12 protein-coding genes, 2 rRNA genes and 1 riboswitch (1 of these 15 running past the window's edge) are annotated in these 17,022 nt (G+C 67.8%); of the genes, 13 read left to right on the top strand and 1 reads right to left on the bottom strand.

Translation table 11 applies throughout. The features are described 5' to 3' along the window. The 12 genes from CP982_RS08140 to CP982_RS08085 form a co-directional block, all read left to right on the top strand. Nucleotides 1-2,687, top strand: a 23S ribosomal RNA gene (locus tag CP982_RS08140); it begins 436 nt to the left of the window's first position. 91 nt (nucleotides 2,688-2,778) lie between these two features. Next, nucleotides 2,779-2,895: ribosomal RNA gene (rrf, locus tag CP982_RS08135) — 5S ribosomal RNA — on the top strand. A 152-nt stretch (nucleotides 2,896-3,047) separates the two neighbouring features. Next, on the top strand, nucleotides 3,048-3,656 hold the full coding sequence (clsA, locus tag CP982_RS08130) for a cardiolipin synthase ClsA (protein ID WP_150509908.1): 609 nt from the start codon (nucleotides 3,048-3,050) through the stop codon (nucleotides 3,654-3,656). A 113-nt stretch (nucleotides 3,657-3,769) separates the two neighbouring features. Continuing rightward, nucleotides 3,770-6,265 carry a mannose-1-phosphate guanyltransferase gene (locus tag CP982_RS08125; protein ID WP_150509907.1) on the top strand — a complete coding sequence of 832 codons (2,496 nt, stop codon included), beginning with the start codon at nucleotides 3,770-3,772 and terminating at the stop codon, nucleotides 6,263-6,265. Nucleotides 6,266-6,354: 89 nt separating this feature from the next. Next, entirely contained in the window at nucleotides 6,355-7,254 is a 900-nt protein-coding gene (locus tag CP982_RS08120) for a DUF881 domain-containing protein (protein WP_150509906.1), read from the top strand. Then, the gene (locus tag CP982_RS08115) at nucleotides 7,251-7,583 is read left to right on the top strand and encodes a small basic family protein (protein WP_003988855.1); all 333 of its coding nucleotides are present in this window, start codon (nucleotides 7,251-7,253) and stop codon (nucleotides 7,581-7,583) included. The genes CP982_RS08120 and CP982_RS08115 overlap by 4 nt, the downstream gene beginning before the upstream one ends. Before the next feature lie 5 nt (nucleotides 7,584-7,588). Continuing rightward, nucleotides 7,589-8,449 carry a DUF881 domain-containing protein gene (locus CP982_RS08110; RefSeq protein WP_150509905.1) on the top strand — a complete coding sequence of 287 codons (861 nt, stop codon included), beginning with the start codon at nucleotides 7,589-7,591 and terminating at the stop codon, nucleotides 8,447-8,449. A gap of 82 nt (nucleotides 8,450-8,531) precedes the next feature. Next, nucleotides 8,532-9,479, top strand: coding sequence for an FHA domain-containing protein (locus tag CP982_RS08105; RefSeq protein ID WP_150509904.1), 948 nt, complete (start codon nucleotides 8,532-8,534; stop codon nucleotides 9,477-9,479). A gap of 42 nt (nucleotides 9,480-9,521) precedes the next feature. Continuing rightward, nucleotides 9,522-10,256: a transcriptional regulator FtsR gene (gene ftsR, locus CP982_RS08100; RefSeq protein WP_150509903.1), complete on the top strand. Its 735-nt coding sequence runs from the start codon at nucleotides 9,522-9,524 to the stop codon at nucleotides 10,254-10,256. A 53-nt stretch (nucleotides 10,257-10,309) separates the two neighbouring features. Further along, nucleotides 10,310-10,783, top strand: a complete 474-nt coding sequence (locus CP982_RS08095; protein ID WP_150509902.1) for a bifunctional nuclease family protein — start codon at nucleotides 10,310-10,312, stop codon at nucleotides 10,781-10,783. A gap of 113 nt (nucleotides 10,784-10,896) precedes the next feature. Then, entirely contained in the window at nucleotides 10,897-11,613 is a 717-nt protein-coding gene (locus CP982_RS08090) for a MerR family transcriptional regulator (RefSeq protein WP_372503336.1), read from the top strand. 171 nt (nucleotides 11,614-11,784) lie between these two features. After that, nucleotides 11,785-13,245, top strand: a complete 1,461-nt coding sequence (locus CP982_RS08085; protein ID WP_150509900.1) for a DNA polymerase IV — start codon at nucleotides 11,785-11,787, stop codon at nucleotides 13,243-13,245. Between the two features lie 28 nt (nucleotides 13,246-13,273). On the opposite strand, the gene CP982_RS08080 is transcribed toward CP982_RS08085, so the two are convergent. Further along, nucleotides 13,274-13,645: a PRC-barrel domain-containing protein gene (locus tag CP982_RS08080; protein ID WP_150509899.1), complete on the bottom strand. Its 372-nt coding sequence runs from the start codon at nucleotides 13,643-13,645 to the stop codon at nucleotides 13,274-13,276. 135 nt (nucleotides 13,646-13,780) lie between these two features. Further along, a riboswitch (glycine riboswitch) is annotated at nucleotides 13,781-13,878 on the top strand. Between the two features lie 186 nt (nucleotides 13,879-14,064). Here CP982_RS08080 and gcvP point away from each other — a divergent pair. After that, nucleotides 14,065-16,953 carry an aminomethyl-transferring glycine dehydrogenase gene (gene gcvP / locus CP982_RS08075; RefSeq protein WP_150509898.1) on the top strand — a complete coding sequence of 963 codons (2,889 nt, stop codon included), beginning with the start codon at nucleotides 14,065-14,067 and terminating at the stop codon, nucleotides 16,951-16,953. Nucleotides 16,954-17,022: the final 69 nt, after the last annotated feature.

Genomic DNA, 17,022 nt, shown 5'->3' with positions numbered 1-17,022 from the left:
CGGCTCGTTTGAGAGACACCCAAGTAGCACGGGGCCCGAGAAATCCCGTGTGAATCTGGCGGGACCACCCGTTAAGCCTAAATATTCCCTGGTGACCGATAGCGGATAGTACCGTGAGGGAATGGTGAAAAGTACCGCGGGAGCGGAGTGAAATAGTACCTGAAACCGTGTGCCTACAAGCCGTGGGAGCGTCGCGCAGGGAGCTTGCTCCTTGCGTCGTGACTGCGTGCCTTTTGAAGAATGAGCCTGCGAGTTTGCGGTGTGTTGCGAGGTTAACCCGTGTGGGGAAGCCGTAGCGAAAGCGAGTCCGAATAGGGCGATTGAGTAGCGCGCCCAAGACCCGAAGCGGAGTGATCTAGCCATGGGCAGGCTGAAGCGGAGGTAAGACTTCGTGGAGGGCCGAACCCACCAGGGTTGAAAACCTGGGGGATGACCTGTGGTTAGGGGTGAAAGGCCAATCAAACTCCGTGATAGCTGGTTCTCCCCGAAATGCATTTAGGTGCAGCGTCGTGTGTTTCTTGCCGGAGGTAGAGCACTGGATAGGCGATGGGCCCTACCGGGTTACTGACCTTAGCCAAACTCCGAATGCCGGTAAGTGAGAGCGCGGCAGTGAGACTGTGGGGGATAAGCTCCATGGTCGAGAGGGAAACAGCCCAGAGCATCGACTAAGGCCCCTAAGCGTACGCTAAGTGGGAAAGGATGTGGAGTCGCAGAGACAACCAGGAGGTTGGCTTAGAAGCAGCCACCCTTGAAAGAGTGCGTAATAGCTCACTGGTCTAGTGATTCCGCGCCGATAATGTAGCGGGGCTCAAGCGTACCGCCGAAGTCGTGTCATTCCAGCATGAGGGCCAACGCCCGCTGGGATGGGTAGGGGAGCGTCGTGTGCCGGGTGAAGCTGCGCCGGAAGGCAGTGGTGGACGGTTCACGAGTGAGAATGCAGGCATGAGTAGCGATACATACGTGAGAAACGTGTGCGCCGATTGACTAAGGGTTCCTGGGTCAAGCTGATCTGCCCAGGGTAAGTCGGGACCTAAGGCGAGGCCGACAGGCGTAGTCGATGGATAACCGGTTGATATTCCGGTACCCGCTTTGAAACGCCCAGTATCGAGCCCATTAATGCTAAGGCCGTGAAGCCGTTCCGGACCCTTCGGGGAAAGGAAAGTGGTGGAGCCGCCGACCCAAGGTGGTAGTAGGTAAGCGATGGGGTGACGCAGGAAGGTAGTCCAGCCCGGGCGGTGGTTGTCCCGGGGTAAGGGTGTAGGCCGTGTGATAGGCAAATCCGTCACACATTGAGGCTGAGACCTGATGCCGAGCCGATTGTGGTGAAGTGGATGATCCTATGCTGTCGAGAAAAGCCTCTAGCGAGTTTCATGGCGGCCCGTACCCTAAACCGACTCAGGTGGTCAGGTAGAGAATACCGAGGCGTTCGGGTGAACTATGGTTAAGGAACTCGGCAAAATGCCCCCGTAACTTCGGGAGAAGGGGGGCCACACCCGGTGACGAGTTTTACACTCTGAGCTGGGGGTGGCCGCAGAGACCAGCGAGAAGCGACTGTTTACTAAAAACACAGGTCCGTGCGAAGCCGTAAGGCGATGTATACGGACTGACGCCTGCCCGGTGCTGGAACGTTAAGGGGACCGGTTAGCTCCATTTCGGTGGGGCGAAGCTGAGAACTTAAGCGCCAGTAAACGGCGGTGGTAACTATAACCATCCTAAGGTAGCGAAATTCCTTGTCGGGTAAGTTCCGACCTGCACGAATGGCGTAACGACTTCTCGACTGTCTCAACCATAGGCCCGGTGAAATTGCACTACGAGTAAAGATGCTCGTTTCGCGCAGCAGGACGGAAAGACCCCGGGACCTTTACTACAGTTTGATATTGGTGTTCGGTTCGGCTTGTGTAGGATAGGTGGGAGACTGTGAAGCGGGCACGCCAGTGTTCGTGGAGTCGCCGTTGAAATACCACTCTGGTCGTGCTGGATGTCTAACCTGGGTCCGTGATCCGGATCAGGGACAGTGTCTGATGGGTAGTTTAACTGGGGCGGTTGCCTCCCAAAGGGTAACGGAGGCGCCCAAAGGTTCCCTCAGCCTGGTTGGTAATCAGGTGTTGAGTGTAAGTGCACAAGGGAGCTTGACTGTGAGACTGACGGGTCGAGCAGGGACGAAAGTCGGGACTAGTGATCCGGCGGTGGCTTGTGGAAGCGCCGTCGCTCAACGGATAAAAGGTACCCCGGGGATAACAGGCTGATCTTCCCCAAGAGTCCATATCGACGGGATGGTTTGGCACCTCGATGTCGGCTCGTCGCATCCTGGGGCTGGAGTCGGTCCCAAGGGTTGGGCTGTTCGCCCATTAAAGCGGTACGCGAGCTGGGTTTAGAACGTCGTGAGACAGTTCGGTCCCTATCCGCTGTGCGCGCAGGAGTCTTGAGAAGGGCTGTCCCTAGTACGAGAGGACCGGGACGGACGAACCTCTGGTGTGCCAGTTGTCCTGCCAAGGGCATGGCTGGTTGGCTACGTTCGGAAAGGATAACCGCTGAAAGCATCTAAGCGGGAAGCCTGCTTCGAGATGAGGACTCCCACCCACTTGATGGGGTAAGGCTCCCAGTAGACGACTGGGTTGATAGGCCAGATATGGAAGCCTGGTAACGGGTGGAGTTGACTGGTACTAATAGGCCGAGGGCTTGTCCTCAGTTGCTCGCGTTCACTGTGTTGGTTCTGAAACCACGAACAACCCCACACCTTCAATGCGTGTGGTGCGGTAGTTCACAGTTTCATAGTGTTTCGGTGGTCATAGCGTGAGGGAAACGCCCGGTTACATTCCGAACCCGGAAGCTAAGCCTTACAGCGCCGATGGTACTGCAGGGGGGACCCTGTGGGAGAGTAGGACGCCGCCGAACTCCTTTTAGGGAAAGCCGTGTTCCTTGAGTCGAAAGACTCGGGGAGCACGGCTTTCTTGCGTTGTCCGTCGAGACCACCCCTCCGCACTGGCACCCGGCAACTGACGGTAAGGTCTGGGGGCATCATTGGCTCGTTCACAGGAGGCCCCCGGGTGGAGGTCCAAGAGACGCGTGTCCAGACGGACCGGGTCCTCACCATCCCCAACATCCTCAGCATGGCGCGCCTCGTCGGCGTGCCCCTCTTCCTGTGGCTGATCCTCAGGCCGGAGTTCGGCGGCCCGAAGAGCGACGGCTGGGCGCTGCTCGTCCTGGCGTTCAGCGGAGTCAGCGACTACCTGGACGGGAAGCTCGCCCGCCGGTGGAACCAGATCAGCAGTCTCGGCCGGATCCTCGACCCCGCGGCCGACCGGCTCTACATCCTGTCGACACTGGTGGGCCTGACATGGCGGGAGATTCTCCCGCTGTGGCTGACCGGCGTGCTTCTGCTGCGCGAGCTGGTTCTGCTGGTGATGGTCTGGATCCTCAGGCGACACGGCTATCCGCCGCCGCAGGTGAACTTCCTGGGCAAGGCCGCCACCTTCAACCTGATGTACGCCTTTCCGCTGCTTCTCCTCAGCGACGGAACTGGCTGGTTCTACACGCTCGCTGGTATTTTCGGATGGGCGTTCGCCGGATGGGGTACAACGCTGTACTGGTGGGCAGGGATCCTCTACGTGGTTCAAGTCCGCCGACTTGTCAAGGCGGATGCCATGGCCGATTGAGCTAGCCGGTAAGGCAGCTGTAGCGGCTTGCGGGCCCGTACGAGACCTGAACGGGCCAATATCGGCAGGCTGAGTCGGCTAGATCGTCACCTATCAAGGAGGACGTTTCCGACATGAAGGCCGTCGTGATGGCCGGAGGCGAAGGCACACGCCTGCGCCCCATGACCTCGAGCATGCCCAAGCCGCTCCTGCCGGTGGCCAACCGGCCGATCATGGAGCACGTGCTGCGCCTGCTGAAAAGGCACGGGCTCACCGAGACCGTAGTGACAGTGCAGTTCCTGGCATCTCTCGTCAAGAACTACTTCGGCGACGGTGAAGAGCTCGGAATGGAGCTCACCTATGCGAATGAGGAGAAGCCACTCGGCACCGCCGGCAGTGTGAAGAACGCCGAGGAGGCGCTGAAGGACGACGCCTTCCTCGTCATCTCCGGTGACGCTCTGACCGACTTCGACCTCACCGACCTGATCAGCTTTCACAAGGAGAAGGGCGCGCTGGTCACCGTCTGTCTGACGCGCGTTCCCAATCCGCTGGAATTCGGCATCACCATCGTCGACGAAGAGGGCAAGGTCGAGCGCTTCCTGGAGAAGCCGACCTGGGGCCAGGTCTTCTCCGACACGGTGAACACGGGCATCTACGTCATGGAGCCCGAGGTCTTCGACTACGTCGAGGCCGATGTGCCCGTGGACTGGTCCGGGGACGTGTTCCCGCAGCTCATGAAGGAAGGCAAGCCGGTCTACGGCTATGTCGCCGAGGGCTACTGGGAAGACGTCGGTACCCACGAAAGCTACGTCAAGGCGCAGGCCGACGTCCTCGAAGGCAAGGTCGACGTCGAACTCGACGGCTTCGAGATCTCGCCCGGAGTATGGGTCGCCGAAGGCGCCGAGGTGCACCCCGACGCCGTCCTCCGCGGCCCGCTCTACGTCGGTGACTACGCGAAGATCGAGGCCGACGTCGAGATCCGTGAGCACACCGTCGTGGGCTCGAACGTCGTCGTGAAGAGCGGAGCCTTTCTGCACAAGGCCGTGGTCCACGACAACGTGTACATCGGGCAGCACAGCAATCTGCGCGGCTGCGTCGTCGGCAAGAACACCGACATCATGCGGGCCGCCCGCATCGAGGACGGAGCCGTCATCGGCGACGAGTGCCTCGTCGGTGAGGAATCGATCGTCCAAGGGAATGTACGGGTCTATCCGTTCAAGACGATCGAAGCCGGCGCGTTCGTCAACACCTCGGTCATCTGGGAGTCCCGCGGCCAGGCGCACCTCTTCGGAGCCCGCGGCGTGTCCGGGATCCTCAACGTGGAGATCACGCCGGAACTCGCGGTGCGGCTCGCAGGAGCGTATGCGACGACCCTGAAGAAGGGCTCCACGGTCACCACGGCCCGCGATCACTCCCGTGGTGCCCGGGCGCTCAAGCGGGCGGTCATCTCCGCGCTGCAGGCCAGCGCCATCGACGTACGGGACCTGGAGAACGTGCCGCTGCCGGTGGCGCGGCAGCAGACGGCGCGGGGGAGCGCCGGCGGGATCATGATCCGTACGACGACCGGGGTGCCGGACTCCGTCGACATCATGTTCTTCGACGGAGAGGGAGCCGACCTCTCCCAGGCGAAGCAGCGCAAGCTCGACCGGGTGTACGCACGCCAGGAGTACCGGCGGGCCTTCCCCGGGGAGATCGGGGACCTGCACTTCCCCTCCAGCGTCTTCGACTCGTACACCGGGTCGCTGCTGCGGAACGTGGATACGACGGGGATCGCGGAGGCGGAGCTGAAGGTCGTCGTCGACGCCTCCAACGGCAGCGCCGGGCTCGTCCTGCCCAGCCTGCTCGGCAAGCTCGGCGTCGACGCGCTGACGATCAACCCCGGCCTCGACGAGTCGCGGCCCACCGAGTCGTCCGACGCGCGCAGGTCCGGGCTCGTACGGCTGGGGGAGATCGTGGCGTCGGCGCGGGCCGCCTTCGGCGTGCGGTTCGACCCGGTCGGCGAGCGCCTTTCGCTCGTGGACGAGAAGGGGCGGATCGTCGAGGACGACCGGGCGCTCCTGGTGATGCTGGACCTGGTGGCCGCGGAGCGGCGCAGCGGCCGCGTGGCGCTGCCGGTGACGACGACGCGCATCGCCGAGCAGGTGGCGGCGTACCACGGCACGCAGGTCGACTGGACGACCACGTCGCCGGACGACCTGACCCGGGTCGGGCGCGGCGATTCGACGATCTTCGGTGGTGACGGGCGCGGCGGCTTCATCGTGCCGGAGTTCAGCAGCGTTTTCGACGGCACGGCGGCGTTCGTACGGCTCATCGGTCTGGTGGCGCGCACGCAGCTCACTCTCAGCCAGATCGACGCCCGCATCCCGCGCGCGCATGTGCAGCGGCGCGACATCGCCACGCCGTGGGCGGTCAAGGGCCTGGTGATGCGGAGCGTGGTGGAGGCCGCGGGCGACCGGTCCGTGGACACCACCGACGGCGTACGGGTGGTGGAGGCAGACGGGCGCTGGGTGCTGGTGCTGCCGGATCCGGCGGAAGCGGTCACCCATCTGTGGGCCGAAGGGCCCGACGACGCTTCGGCTCAAGCTCTGCTTGACGAGTGGTCGGCGGTCGTGGACGGCGCCGGGCGCTGAGCGTGCGGGTGTGCCGGGCCGAACCCGTAAGTGGTGCGGTCCGGCACACCGGTGGGGCCATTCGGAGGTAGCGCCCGCGACGTGCGACGATGTGCGGCATGCCGCAGCAGCCCCCCGTTCGGAGCACCGTCTCGCGACCCTCGCGCCCGGACGCCTCCATGTCGCTGCTCACCACCGTCATGGACCACAGCCTGGACGAGGGGTACGCGGAAGCCGCCGCCCGCAAGAGGGAATCCGGCACGGGTGGTGTGCCGAAGACCCTCCGGGCGAAGCTGGGGCTCGCGGCGGGTCTGGTCCTGGCCGCGCTTGTCGTGACCGTCGGGGCCGCCCAGGCGCGGATAGCGGCGCCCGTGCTCGCCAAGGAGCGCGCCGAGCTGATCGACCGGGTCGAGTCGGCGACGGCGGACGCGGACGAGCTCGAGGACGAGGTCGACGACCTGCGCAACGACGTGAGCGCGCGGCAGCGTGCCGCGCTGCGGAAACACGGCGGCGGCCAGGCCGAGTTGGTGTCGCTGCTCTCCGGTGCCACGCCCGTGCAAGGGCCGGGGGTGCGGCTCGTCGTCAACGACAAGAAGCAGGCCGACCAGGGTGGCGGCGGGCCCCGGGAGAGCGACGGGTTCTCGGACACCGGCCGGGTGCGTGACCGCGACATGCAGCGTGTCGTCAACGGGCTGTGGCAGTCCGGCGCCGAGGCGATCGCCATCAACGACCAGCGGCTGACCGCGCTGTCGGCGATCAGGGCGGCCGGTGACGCGATACTGGTCGACAACAAGCCGCTGGTGCCTCCGTATACGGTGCTGGCGGTGGGCCAGGGGCAACAGCTGAGCACCAGGTTCCAGAACAGCCCCGACGGTCAGTATCTGCATGCTCTGCAGGAGAACTTCGGCATCCGGACCAGCATCTCCGTGGCCGACGACCTCCGGCTGCCGGCAGCGCCCAGTGTGACCGTACGTACAGCAGAGCCGAAAGCAGGAAAGGGCACATCGTGATCGCGGTACTGGGCCTCGTCGTGGGAGTCGTGGCCGGATTGTTGGTCCGGCCCGAGGTTCCCGCGGTGGTGGAGCCTTATCTTCCGATCGCCGTGGTGGCGGCGCTCGACGCGGTGTTCGGAGGTCTGCGGGCGATGCTCGACGGGATCTTCGACGACAAGGTCTTCGTGGTGTCGTTCCTGTCCAACGTGGTGGTGGCCGCGCTGATCGTCTTCCTGGGGGACAAGCTCGGCGTGGGTGCCCAGCTGTCGACGGGCGTCGTGGTCGTCCTCGGGATCCGCATCTTCTCCAACGCCGCGGCCATCCGCCGGCATGTCTTCCGGGCGTGATGCCGATGAGCTCGACGAGCCCCGCGAACGGGGACGACACGCCCGGCGAGGGCCGGAGCGGGGAACTGCCCCCCGAGGTCCCGGTGACGCCCGGGAGGGGCGGGGACGGAGCGCCGGGCGCCGGGGACGGACCCGCGCCGCTGACCGGCCGCCAGCGGCTCGTGCAGGGGCTGTGGCCGCCGCGCCTGACGCGTGCTCAACTCATCGTGGCCCTGCTGCTCTTCGTCCTCGGCCTGGGTCTCGCGATCCAGGTGCGGTCCACCAACGACAGCAGTGACGCGCTGCGCGGAGCGCGACAAGAAGATCTTGTTCGCATCCTCGATGAACTGGATGACCGTACTCAGCGTCTGGAAGATGAGAAGCGGCGCCTCGAAGAACAGCGCACCGGTCTGGAGAACAGCTCGGACCAGGCCGAAGAGGCGCGCAAACAGACCGCCGAGAGGGAACGGCAACTCGGCATCCTCGCGGGCACGGTGGCCGCGCAGGGGCCGGGCATCACGCTGACGATCGACGACAAGAAGGGGACGGTGGAGGCACACATGCTGCTCGACGCCATCCAGGAGCTGCGCGCCGCGGGCGCCGAGGCCATTCAGGTCAATGACGTACGGGTGGTGGCCAGCACCCATCTGTCGGACGCGGCGGGCGGCGGTGTGCGGGTGGACGGCCGGAAGGTGGCCGAGCCCTACCGCTTCAAGGTCATCGGCAAGCCCCAGGACCTGGAGCCCGCACTGAACATCCCTGGTGGGGTGGTGCAGACTCTGGAGAAGGAGCAGGCCACGGTCACTGTCGCACGTACGGAGAAGATCGTCGTGGACGCCTTGCGACCGGCGAAGCGGCCTGACTACGCTCGGTCGTCCTCCCAGTGAGGCGGCGGCGCATGCGGGTCTTGGGTCCAGGGCATGAGGTTGCGGGGGGTCGGCGCACCCGGGACGGGGTGCGTGGTGGAAACTGTTTGGCGGATACGGACGTTGTGAGGATGTCCGTGTTGGCGATGCACGCCGGTGTGTGCAGTCAGGGTTCGTCCTGCCCCACGGGCGGGTCTGTTTCGGTCAAGGGGAATCGCCCGTGAAGTTGTTTGCGAAGTTGTTCGGCAAGAGCGCGCGTGAGGACGCGCGCCATCGTGCGCCGCGCCAGGGAGACGTGCCGGAGACCCAGGTGGGCGAGCGCCCGCTGTTCCGGGACCAGGTGGCTGGTCCGGGTGGTGACATTTCGGGCGGACAGGGCGCGTCGTCTGTTGACCCTGCTACTTCCGGCCGCATAGGTTTCGGGGATCCGTCGACCTCAGGTACGGGTGGAGGGTTTTCCGACCCGTACGCGTCCCACGCCCCAGCGGGGCAGCCGCGGCAGGAGGATCCGTCCATGTCGGCCCTGGTGTGTCAGAGGTGCGGTAACCGCAATGCGCAGGCGAGCCGGTTCTGTTCCAACTGCGGCGCGCCGCTGCGGCCCGGAGCGGTGAGCGAGCGCCCGTCCGAAACCACTTCGACGATCTCCATCTCCGGTCTTGAGGCCTACGACGCCGAGGCCACGGGCCAGACGCTGTCCCCGGCGCTGTCGCCCGAGGCGCAGGCGGCCGTGGACGCGCTGCCGCTCGGTTCGGCGCTGCTCGTGGTCCGCCGCGGGCCGAACTCGGGCAGCCGCTTCCTGCTGGACGGCGATCTGACGACGGCGGGCCGCCACCCGCAGAGCGACATCTTCCTGGACGACGTGACCGTGTCGCGCCGCCACGTGGAGTTCCGTCGTGCCGCGGACGGCAGCTTCACCGTCGCCGACGTCGGCAGCCTCAACGGCACGTATGTGAACCGGGAGCGGATCGACTCCGTCGCCCTGTCCAACGGCGACGAGGTGCAGATCGGCAAGTACCGGCTGGTCTTCTACGCGAGCCAGCGGGGCATCTGACCCTCTCCCGGACGCCGTCCGGGGGAACGCCGAGGAAGGTCCATGCTGCACACACCGAGGGGCGGTGCCGGTCACGGCACCGCCGCTGCGGAACACCGGCTGATGAGCATCGGCGCCGTGCTGAACGTGCTGCGTGACGAGTTTCCCGAGGTCACCATCTCCAAGATCAGGTTCTTGGAGTCCGAGGGCCTCATCGAACCGCAGCGCACGCCGTCCGGGTACCGCAAGTTCAGCCCCGAGGACGTCGAGCGACTGGCGCACGTCCTGCGGATGCAGCGCGACCACTATCTGCCCCTGAAGGTCATCCGAGAGCAGCTGGACGCCCTCGAGCGGGGCGAGCAGGTCACGCTGCCCTCGGTGGGGCAGCAGCGCGACGGCGGCGACGCCGTAGCGGAGGACGAGCGCACCGCCGCCCGGGTGGGGCGCGAGGCCCTGCTCGCGGCCGTGGAGGCCGACGAGGGGCAATTGGCCGAGTGGGAGACGTACGGCCTGATCGCCGCGTTGCCGGACGGCAGCTATGACGCGGATGCCGTGACCGTGGCCGCGCTCGTCATCGAGCTGGGGCGGTTCGGTATCGAGCCACGCCATCTGCGCGCCATGAAGGCGGCCGCGGAGCGGGACGCGGCGCTCGTCGACCAGGTCGTGGCGCCGCTGCGCAGGCACCGCAATCCGCAGACCAGGGCCCATGCGGAAGCGCGTACGAAAGAGCTCGCGGGGCTCGCGGGACGGCTGCACGCGGCGCTCGTGCACAGTGCGCTGGGCGTCCGGGCACGCTGACTCGACGGGTGCCCGACTACCCAAACCCGCCGGGCACGTCCTAGGGTTGCTGTGTGAACGAGCTCGACGTCGTAGGTGTCCGGGTCGAAATGCCCTCCAACCAGCCGATCGTGCTCCTGCGTGAAGTGGGAGGCGACCGGTACCTCCCCATCTGGATCGGACCAGGGGAGGCGACCGCCATCGCCTTCGCACAGCAGGGCATGGCACCCGCGCGGCCGCTGACCCACGACCTGTTCAAGGACGTGTTGGAGGCCGTCGGTCAGGAGCTCACCGAAGTGCGCATCACCGACCTGAGGGAAGGCGTGTTCTACGCCGAGCTTGTCTTCGCCAGCGGGGTCGAGGTGAGCGCCCGTCCCTCGGACGCCATAGCCCTCGCGCTGCGCACCGGGACGCCGATCTTCGGCAGTGACAGCGTGCTCGACGACGCGGGCATCGCGATCCCGGACGAGCAGGAGGACGAGGTGGAGAAGTTCCGCGAGTTCCTCGACCAGATCTCGCCCGAGGACTTCGGCACCAGCAGCCAGTGAGGAGTCGGAGGGTCCCTGCGAGGAGTGGCCGAGGGGCCCGCTCCGGAGCATTCGGCTAGCCTTTCCCCGCAGTGCGGGACGGGAAACCACTCGCAGGGTGATTATCACTCGGCGTGCCGAGTGTGGCGATCGTTGACGAGCCCCTGGCGACTGCCTACCGTCGAGAAGGCAGGTCAAGGACGGAGGTCGGCGTGAGAAGCAGCGGCGACGGTACAGCGGTGGGCGGTTCGTATCCGCTGCACGGTGGCTCGGCCGAACCCTCGTTGAGGCGCCCGGTGCCGGTTCACGGTAGCGGCAGCCCCTCCGGACCGGAAGGCCAGGCGCAACAGGGCGAGACCGACAGCATCGGCTATCGGGGCCCGACGGCGTGCGCGGCCGCGGGCATCACCTACCGCCAGCTCGACTACTGGGCGCGCACCGGTCTCGTCGAGCCCAGCGTGCGCGCCGCGGGCGGCTCCGGCACCCAGCGGCTCTACAGCTTCCGCGACGTCGTCGTGCTGAAGATCGTGAAGCGCTTCCTCGACACCGGGGTGTCGTTGCAGAACATCCGCACCACGGTCCAGCACCTGCGGGACAGCGGTTTTCGGGACCTCGAACGTACGACGCTGATGAGCGACGGCGCGACGGTCTACGAGTGCACGTCGCCCGGCGAGGTGCACGAGCTGCTCCAGGGCGGCCAGGGCGTCTTCGGGATCGCGGTGGGCGTCGTCTGGCGTGATGTCGAGGCGGCCCTTTCGCAGCTGCACGGAGAGCGCGTCGACACGGGGGAGACCCTCGTCGGGAACCATCCGGGGGACGAGCTGGCGCAGCGCCGCAATCGCGCTGTGTGAGGCCCTGAGAGGCGAGCGGAGGCCTGAATGTCCTCCGGCCCCCTCCTGCGCGCCCCAGGCGCGCACAGGCCCGTACGCGCCCTCGGTGGGCGCCCGCCCGCGCCGCCGCACGGTCTCGCCCGTCGCCGCTGGTCACGGGCGTTGTCAGTGGCGTAGGGCAGCATCAGTGATGTGAGAACCGCGCCGACGATCCTGCATCTCGACATGGATGCCTTCTACGCGTCCGCCGAGCAGGCCGCGAAGCCGAGCCTGCGCGGCAAGGCCGTCGTGGTCGGTGGCCTGGGGCCGCGCGGTGTGGTCGCGACCGCGTCGTACGAGGCCCGGCGGTTCGGGGTGCACTCGGCGATGCCGATGGGGCAGGCGCGGCGCCTCGCGCCGAACGCCGCGTACCTCGTCCCCCGCTTCGGTCTGTACCGGGAGGTCAGCGAGCAGGTCATGGGGTTGTTGCGGCAGCTTTCGCCGCTCGTGGAGCCGCTCAGCCTCGACGAGGCGTTCGTGGATCTGGAGGCGGGCGGCGTCGCGGACGACGAGGCGTCCGCGCGGGCCGTGGGGGAGCGGCTGCGGGCGGACATCCTGCGGGTGACCGGGCTCACCGGCTCCGTGGGCCTCGCCGTGTCCAAGATGCTGGCGAAGATCGCCTCCGAGGAGGCCAAGCCCGACGGGCTCGTGCTGATACCGCCCGGGACGGAGCGGGGGCTGCTCGGGCCGATGCCGGTGCGGGTGCTGCCCGGCGTGGGCCCCGCGACCGGGGACCATCTGCGGCGGGCCGGGATCACCACGGTGGCGGAGATCGCCGAGGCCGGGGAGGACGAGCTGGTGCGGCTCCTGGGCAAGGCCCACGGCGGCGCGCTGTACGCGATGGCGCTGGCCCGGGACGAGCGGCCCGTGGTGGCCGAGCGCGACACCAAGTCGGTCAGCGTCGAGGACACGTACGACGTGGACATCCACGACCGCGTGCGGGTGCGGATGGAAGTGGCGCGGCTCGCCGACCGGTGTGTGCAGCGGCTGCGGGCGGCCGGGCACTCCGGGCGGACCATCGTCCTGAAGGTGCGGAGGTTCGACTTCTCGACGCTGACGCGCTCCGAGACGCTGCGGGGGCCCACGGACGATCCGGCCGTGGTGCGGGAGGCGGCGGCGCGGCTCCTGGAGTCCGTGGACACGACGGGCGGGGTGCGGCTCCTCGGGGTCGGTGTGAGCGGTCTCGCGGACTTCACCCAGGAGGACCTGTTCGCGCAGGCCCACGCCGTGCTGCAGACCGAGTCCCTGGCGCCGGCGGCCGAGGGGGAGGAGACGGCGGCGGTCCCGGTGGAGCCCGCGGGCGACGAGGGCGGGGCCCACGCGGGATCCGGGGCCGGGGAAGCGGCCGGGGAGCCGGTGGCGCCCGCCGAGCGGCGGTGGCCCTCTGGGCACGACGTACGGCACGCGGTGTACGGGCCCGGATGGGTACAGGGCAGTGGTCTGGGGCGGGTGACCGTGCGGTTCGAGACCCCGGATTCGGCGCCGGGGCGGGTGCGGACGTTCCGTACGGACGACCCGGAGCTGGAAGCTTCGGATCCGCTGCCGTTGGTGGTGGCAAAGGACGGGGAGGCCCCCGGGGGCGCGGTGCCGCTGGCGGGAGGGGCGGCAGGGTAGCCGGGGGAGGACTTCGTGCGGGGAGGCGTCAGGTGCCCGGCCCGTCCGCCCGGTGGCCGAAGTCGTGGTCCGGCGGGGGCGGAGGTGCCACGTCCAGGCCGTAGTGGCGGTAGAGCTGGAGCTCCTGCTCGGGGGAGAGGTGACGGCCCACGCCGAAGTCCGGGGCGTCCTTGATCAGGGCGCGTTCGAAGGGGACGCGCAGGGTTCCGTCCTTGACCAGCTCGCTGGGCTCAAGGGGGACGAACGCGTCGCGGCTGAACAGACCGGTGCGTATGGCCGCCCACTCCGGGGCGCCGGTGGCGTCGTCGAGGTAGATCTCGTCGACCGTGCCGATCTTGGTGCCGTCGCGGTCGAACGCCTTGCGGCCGATGAGATTGCGGGGATCGATATCCGTCTGCACGTTCCCTCCAATTGGTCGCAAGTCATCCGGGCTCATCCGGTTTTCGGTCGTCACCACTACGAAAGAGCACATCGGGACGGGCGGCCACTCGAGGGATCGGCCACGGACCGCGCTGGTAGGCTGGCAAACGGCTGTTGACCCCGTGCGGGAGAGCTCTTCGGTGGCAGCACCGGAGGCGCCGAAGGAGCAACTCCTCCCCGGAATCTCTCAGGCCCCTGTACCGCACGGACGAGGCCACTCTGGAAAGCAGGGCGGGCGTCGGGCGGGCACGCTCGGAACCCTTCCTCACCGACGGTGAAAGCAGGACCGCCTTGGCGGGCCTGTGAAGCTCTCAGGTTGAGATGACAGAGGGGGAGGCCGTCCGGGTACCCGCGCCGTGGTGCCCCTCGCAGGTCGTGTCAGACCAGGAGGCCTCCGCAATGACAGCCACCCCTCGCACTCCGCTCGTACAGCTGGAGCAGGGAATTCCGTTCGAGCAGCGGCACATCGGACCCGATGCAGAAGCCCGCGCCAAGATGCTCGCCCAGGTCGGGTACGGCTCCTTGGACGAGCTCACGGCCGCCGCCGTGCCGGATGTGATCAAGAACGCCGAAGCCCTGGAGCTGCCCGGCGCGCGTACTGAGGCCGAGGTCCTGGCCGAGCTGCGCTCCCTCGCCGACCGCAACCAGGTGCTCGACTCGATGATCGGGCTCGGCTACTACGGGACGTTCACGCCGCCGGTGATCCTGCGGAACGTGATGGAGAACCCCTCCTGGTACACCGCGTACACGCCGTACCAGCCGGAGATCTCCCAGGGGCGCCTGGAGGCGCTCCTCAACTTCCAGACCGTCGTCGCCGAGCTGACGGGGCTGCCCACCTCGGGCGCCTCGCTGCTCGACGAGGGCACCGCGGCCGCCGAGGCCATGTCCCTCTCCCGGCGCGTCGGCAAGGTCAAGAACGGCGTGTTCGTCGTCGACGCCGACGCGCTGCCGCAGACCGTGGCCGTCATCCGGACGCGGGCCGAGCCGACCGGCGTCGAGGTCGTCGTCACCGACCTCAGCGACGGCATCCCCGCCGACCTCGCCGCGCGCGAGATCAACGGCGTACTGCTCCAGTACCCGGGTGCCTCCGGTGCCGTGCGTGACATCAAGCCGGTCATCGAGCAGGCCCACGAGCTCGGCGCGGTCGTCACCGTCGCCGCCGATCTGCTCGCGCTCACGCTGCTCACCTCGCCCGGCGAGCTCGGCGCCGACATCGCGGTCGGCACCACGCAGCGCTTCGGCGTGCCGATGGGCTTCGGCGGCCCGCACGCCGGCTACATGGCGGTGCACGAGAAGTTCGCCCGCAACCTGCCCGGCCGCCTGGTCGGCGTGTCCGTCGACGCCGACGGCAACAAGGCCTACCGCCTGGCCCTGCAGACCCGCGAGCAGCACATCCGCCGTGAGAAGGCGACCAGCAACATCTGTACCGCGCAGGTGCTGCTCGCCGTCATGGCCGGGATGTACGCGGTCTACCACGGGCCCGAGGGCCTGAAGGCGATCGCCCGGCGCACCCACCGCTACGCCACGCTGCTCGCCGAGGGCCTCAAGGCCGGCGGCGTCGAGATCGTGCACGGCGCGTACTTCGACACGCTGACCGCGCGCGTGCCCGGCAAGGCCGCCGACGTGGTCGCCGCCGCGCGCGAGGGCGGGGTCAACATCCACCCGGTCGACGCCGACCACGTGTCGTTCGCCTGTGACGAGACCACCACGCGCGCGCAGCTCTCCGCGCTGTGGACGGCGTTCGGCGTCGAGGCCGACGTGGAGGCCCTGGACACGAGCGTCGAGGACGGCCTGCCCGCCGGGCTGCTGCGCTCCGACGACTACCTGACGCACCCGGTCTTCCACCAGCACCGCTCCGAGACCGCGATGCTGCGCTATCTGCGCCGGCTCGCCGACCGCGACTACGCGCTCGACCGCGGCATGATCCCGCTGGGCTCCTGCACCATGAAGCTCAACGCGACCACGGAGATGGAGCCCGTCACCTGGCCGGAGTTCGGGCAGCTGCACCCCTTCGCGCCCGCCCAGCAGGCGCAGGGCTATCTGACCCTGATCCGCGAGCTGGAGGAACGTCTCGCCGAGGTCACCGGCTACGACAAGGTCTCGCTCCAGCCGAACGCGGGCTCCCAGGGCGAGCTGGCCGGTCTGCTCGCGGTGCGCGGCTACCACCGTGCGAACGGCGACGACCAGCGCACCGTCTGCCTCATCCCGTCCTCCGCGCACGGCACCAACGCCGCGAGCGCGGTCATGGCCGGGATGAAGGTCGTCGTGGTGAAGACCGCCGACGACGGCGAGATCGACGTCGAGGACCTGCGCGCCAAGATCGAGAAGCACCGCGACGAGCTGGCCGTGCTCATGATCACGTACCCGTCCACGCACGGCGTGTTCGAGGAGCACGTCGCCGACATCTGCGCGGCCGTGCACGAGGCGGGCGGCCAGGTGTACGTCGACGGCGCCAACCTCAACGCCCTGGTGGGGCTCGCCAAGCCGGGCCACTTCGGCGGCGACGTCTCGCACCTGAACCTGCACAAGACCTTCTGCATCCCGCACGGCGGCGGTGGCCCCGGCGTCGGCCCGGTCGCGGTGCGCGAGCACCTCGCGCCGTATCTGCCGAACCACCCGCTGCAGCCCGCCGCCGGTCCCGAGACCGGTGTCGGTCCGATCTCCGCCGCGCCGTGGGGCTCGGCCGGCATCCTGCCGATCTCCTGGTCGTACGTCCGGCTGATGGGCGGCGAGGGCCTCAAGCGGGCCACGCAGGTGGCCGTGCTCTCGGCGAACTACATCGCCAAGCGCCTGGAGCCGCACTTCCCGGTGCTCTACACCGGCCCCGGCGGGCTCGTCGCGCACGAGTGCATCATCGATCTGCGGCCGCTGAGCAAGGCCACCGGCGTGAGCGTCGACGACATCGCCAAGCGGCTCATCGACTACGGCTTCCACGCGCCGACCATGTCGTTCCCGGTCGCGGGCACGCTCATGATCGAGCCGACGGAGAGCGAGGACCTGGTCGAGATCGACCGGTTCTGCGAGGCGATGATCGCCATTCGCGGGGAGATCGAGAAGGTCGCGAGCGGCGAGTGGACCGCGGAGGACAACCCGCTGCGGAACGCGCCGCACACCGCGGCCGCCCTCGGTGACGACTGGGAGCACGGCTACAGCCGTGCTGAGGCCGTCTTCCCGGCCGGTGTGTCGGCCGCGGACAAGTACTGGCCGCCGGTGCGCCGCATCGACCAGGCGTACGGCGACCGCAATCTGGTCTGCTCCTGCCCGCCCCTGGACGCGTACGAGGACTGACCGGAGGGGCGGCACCCAGAGCCGGGTGCCCCTGGGCACAAGGCAGGGCCGGTGCGGAGGACTTCGTGT

The sequence above is a fragment of the Streptomyces spectabilis genome, assembly GCF_008704795.1.
GTDB lineage: Bacteria > Actinomycetota > Actinomycetes > Streptomycetales > Streptomycetaceae > Streptomyces > Streptomyces spectabilis.
This window is presented reverse-complemented; position numbering and strand designations above follow the sequence as displayed.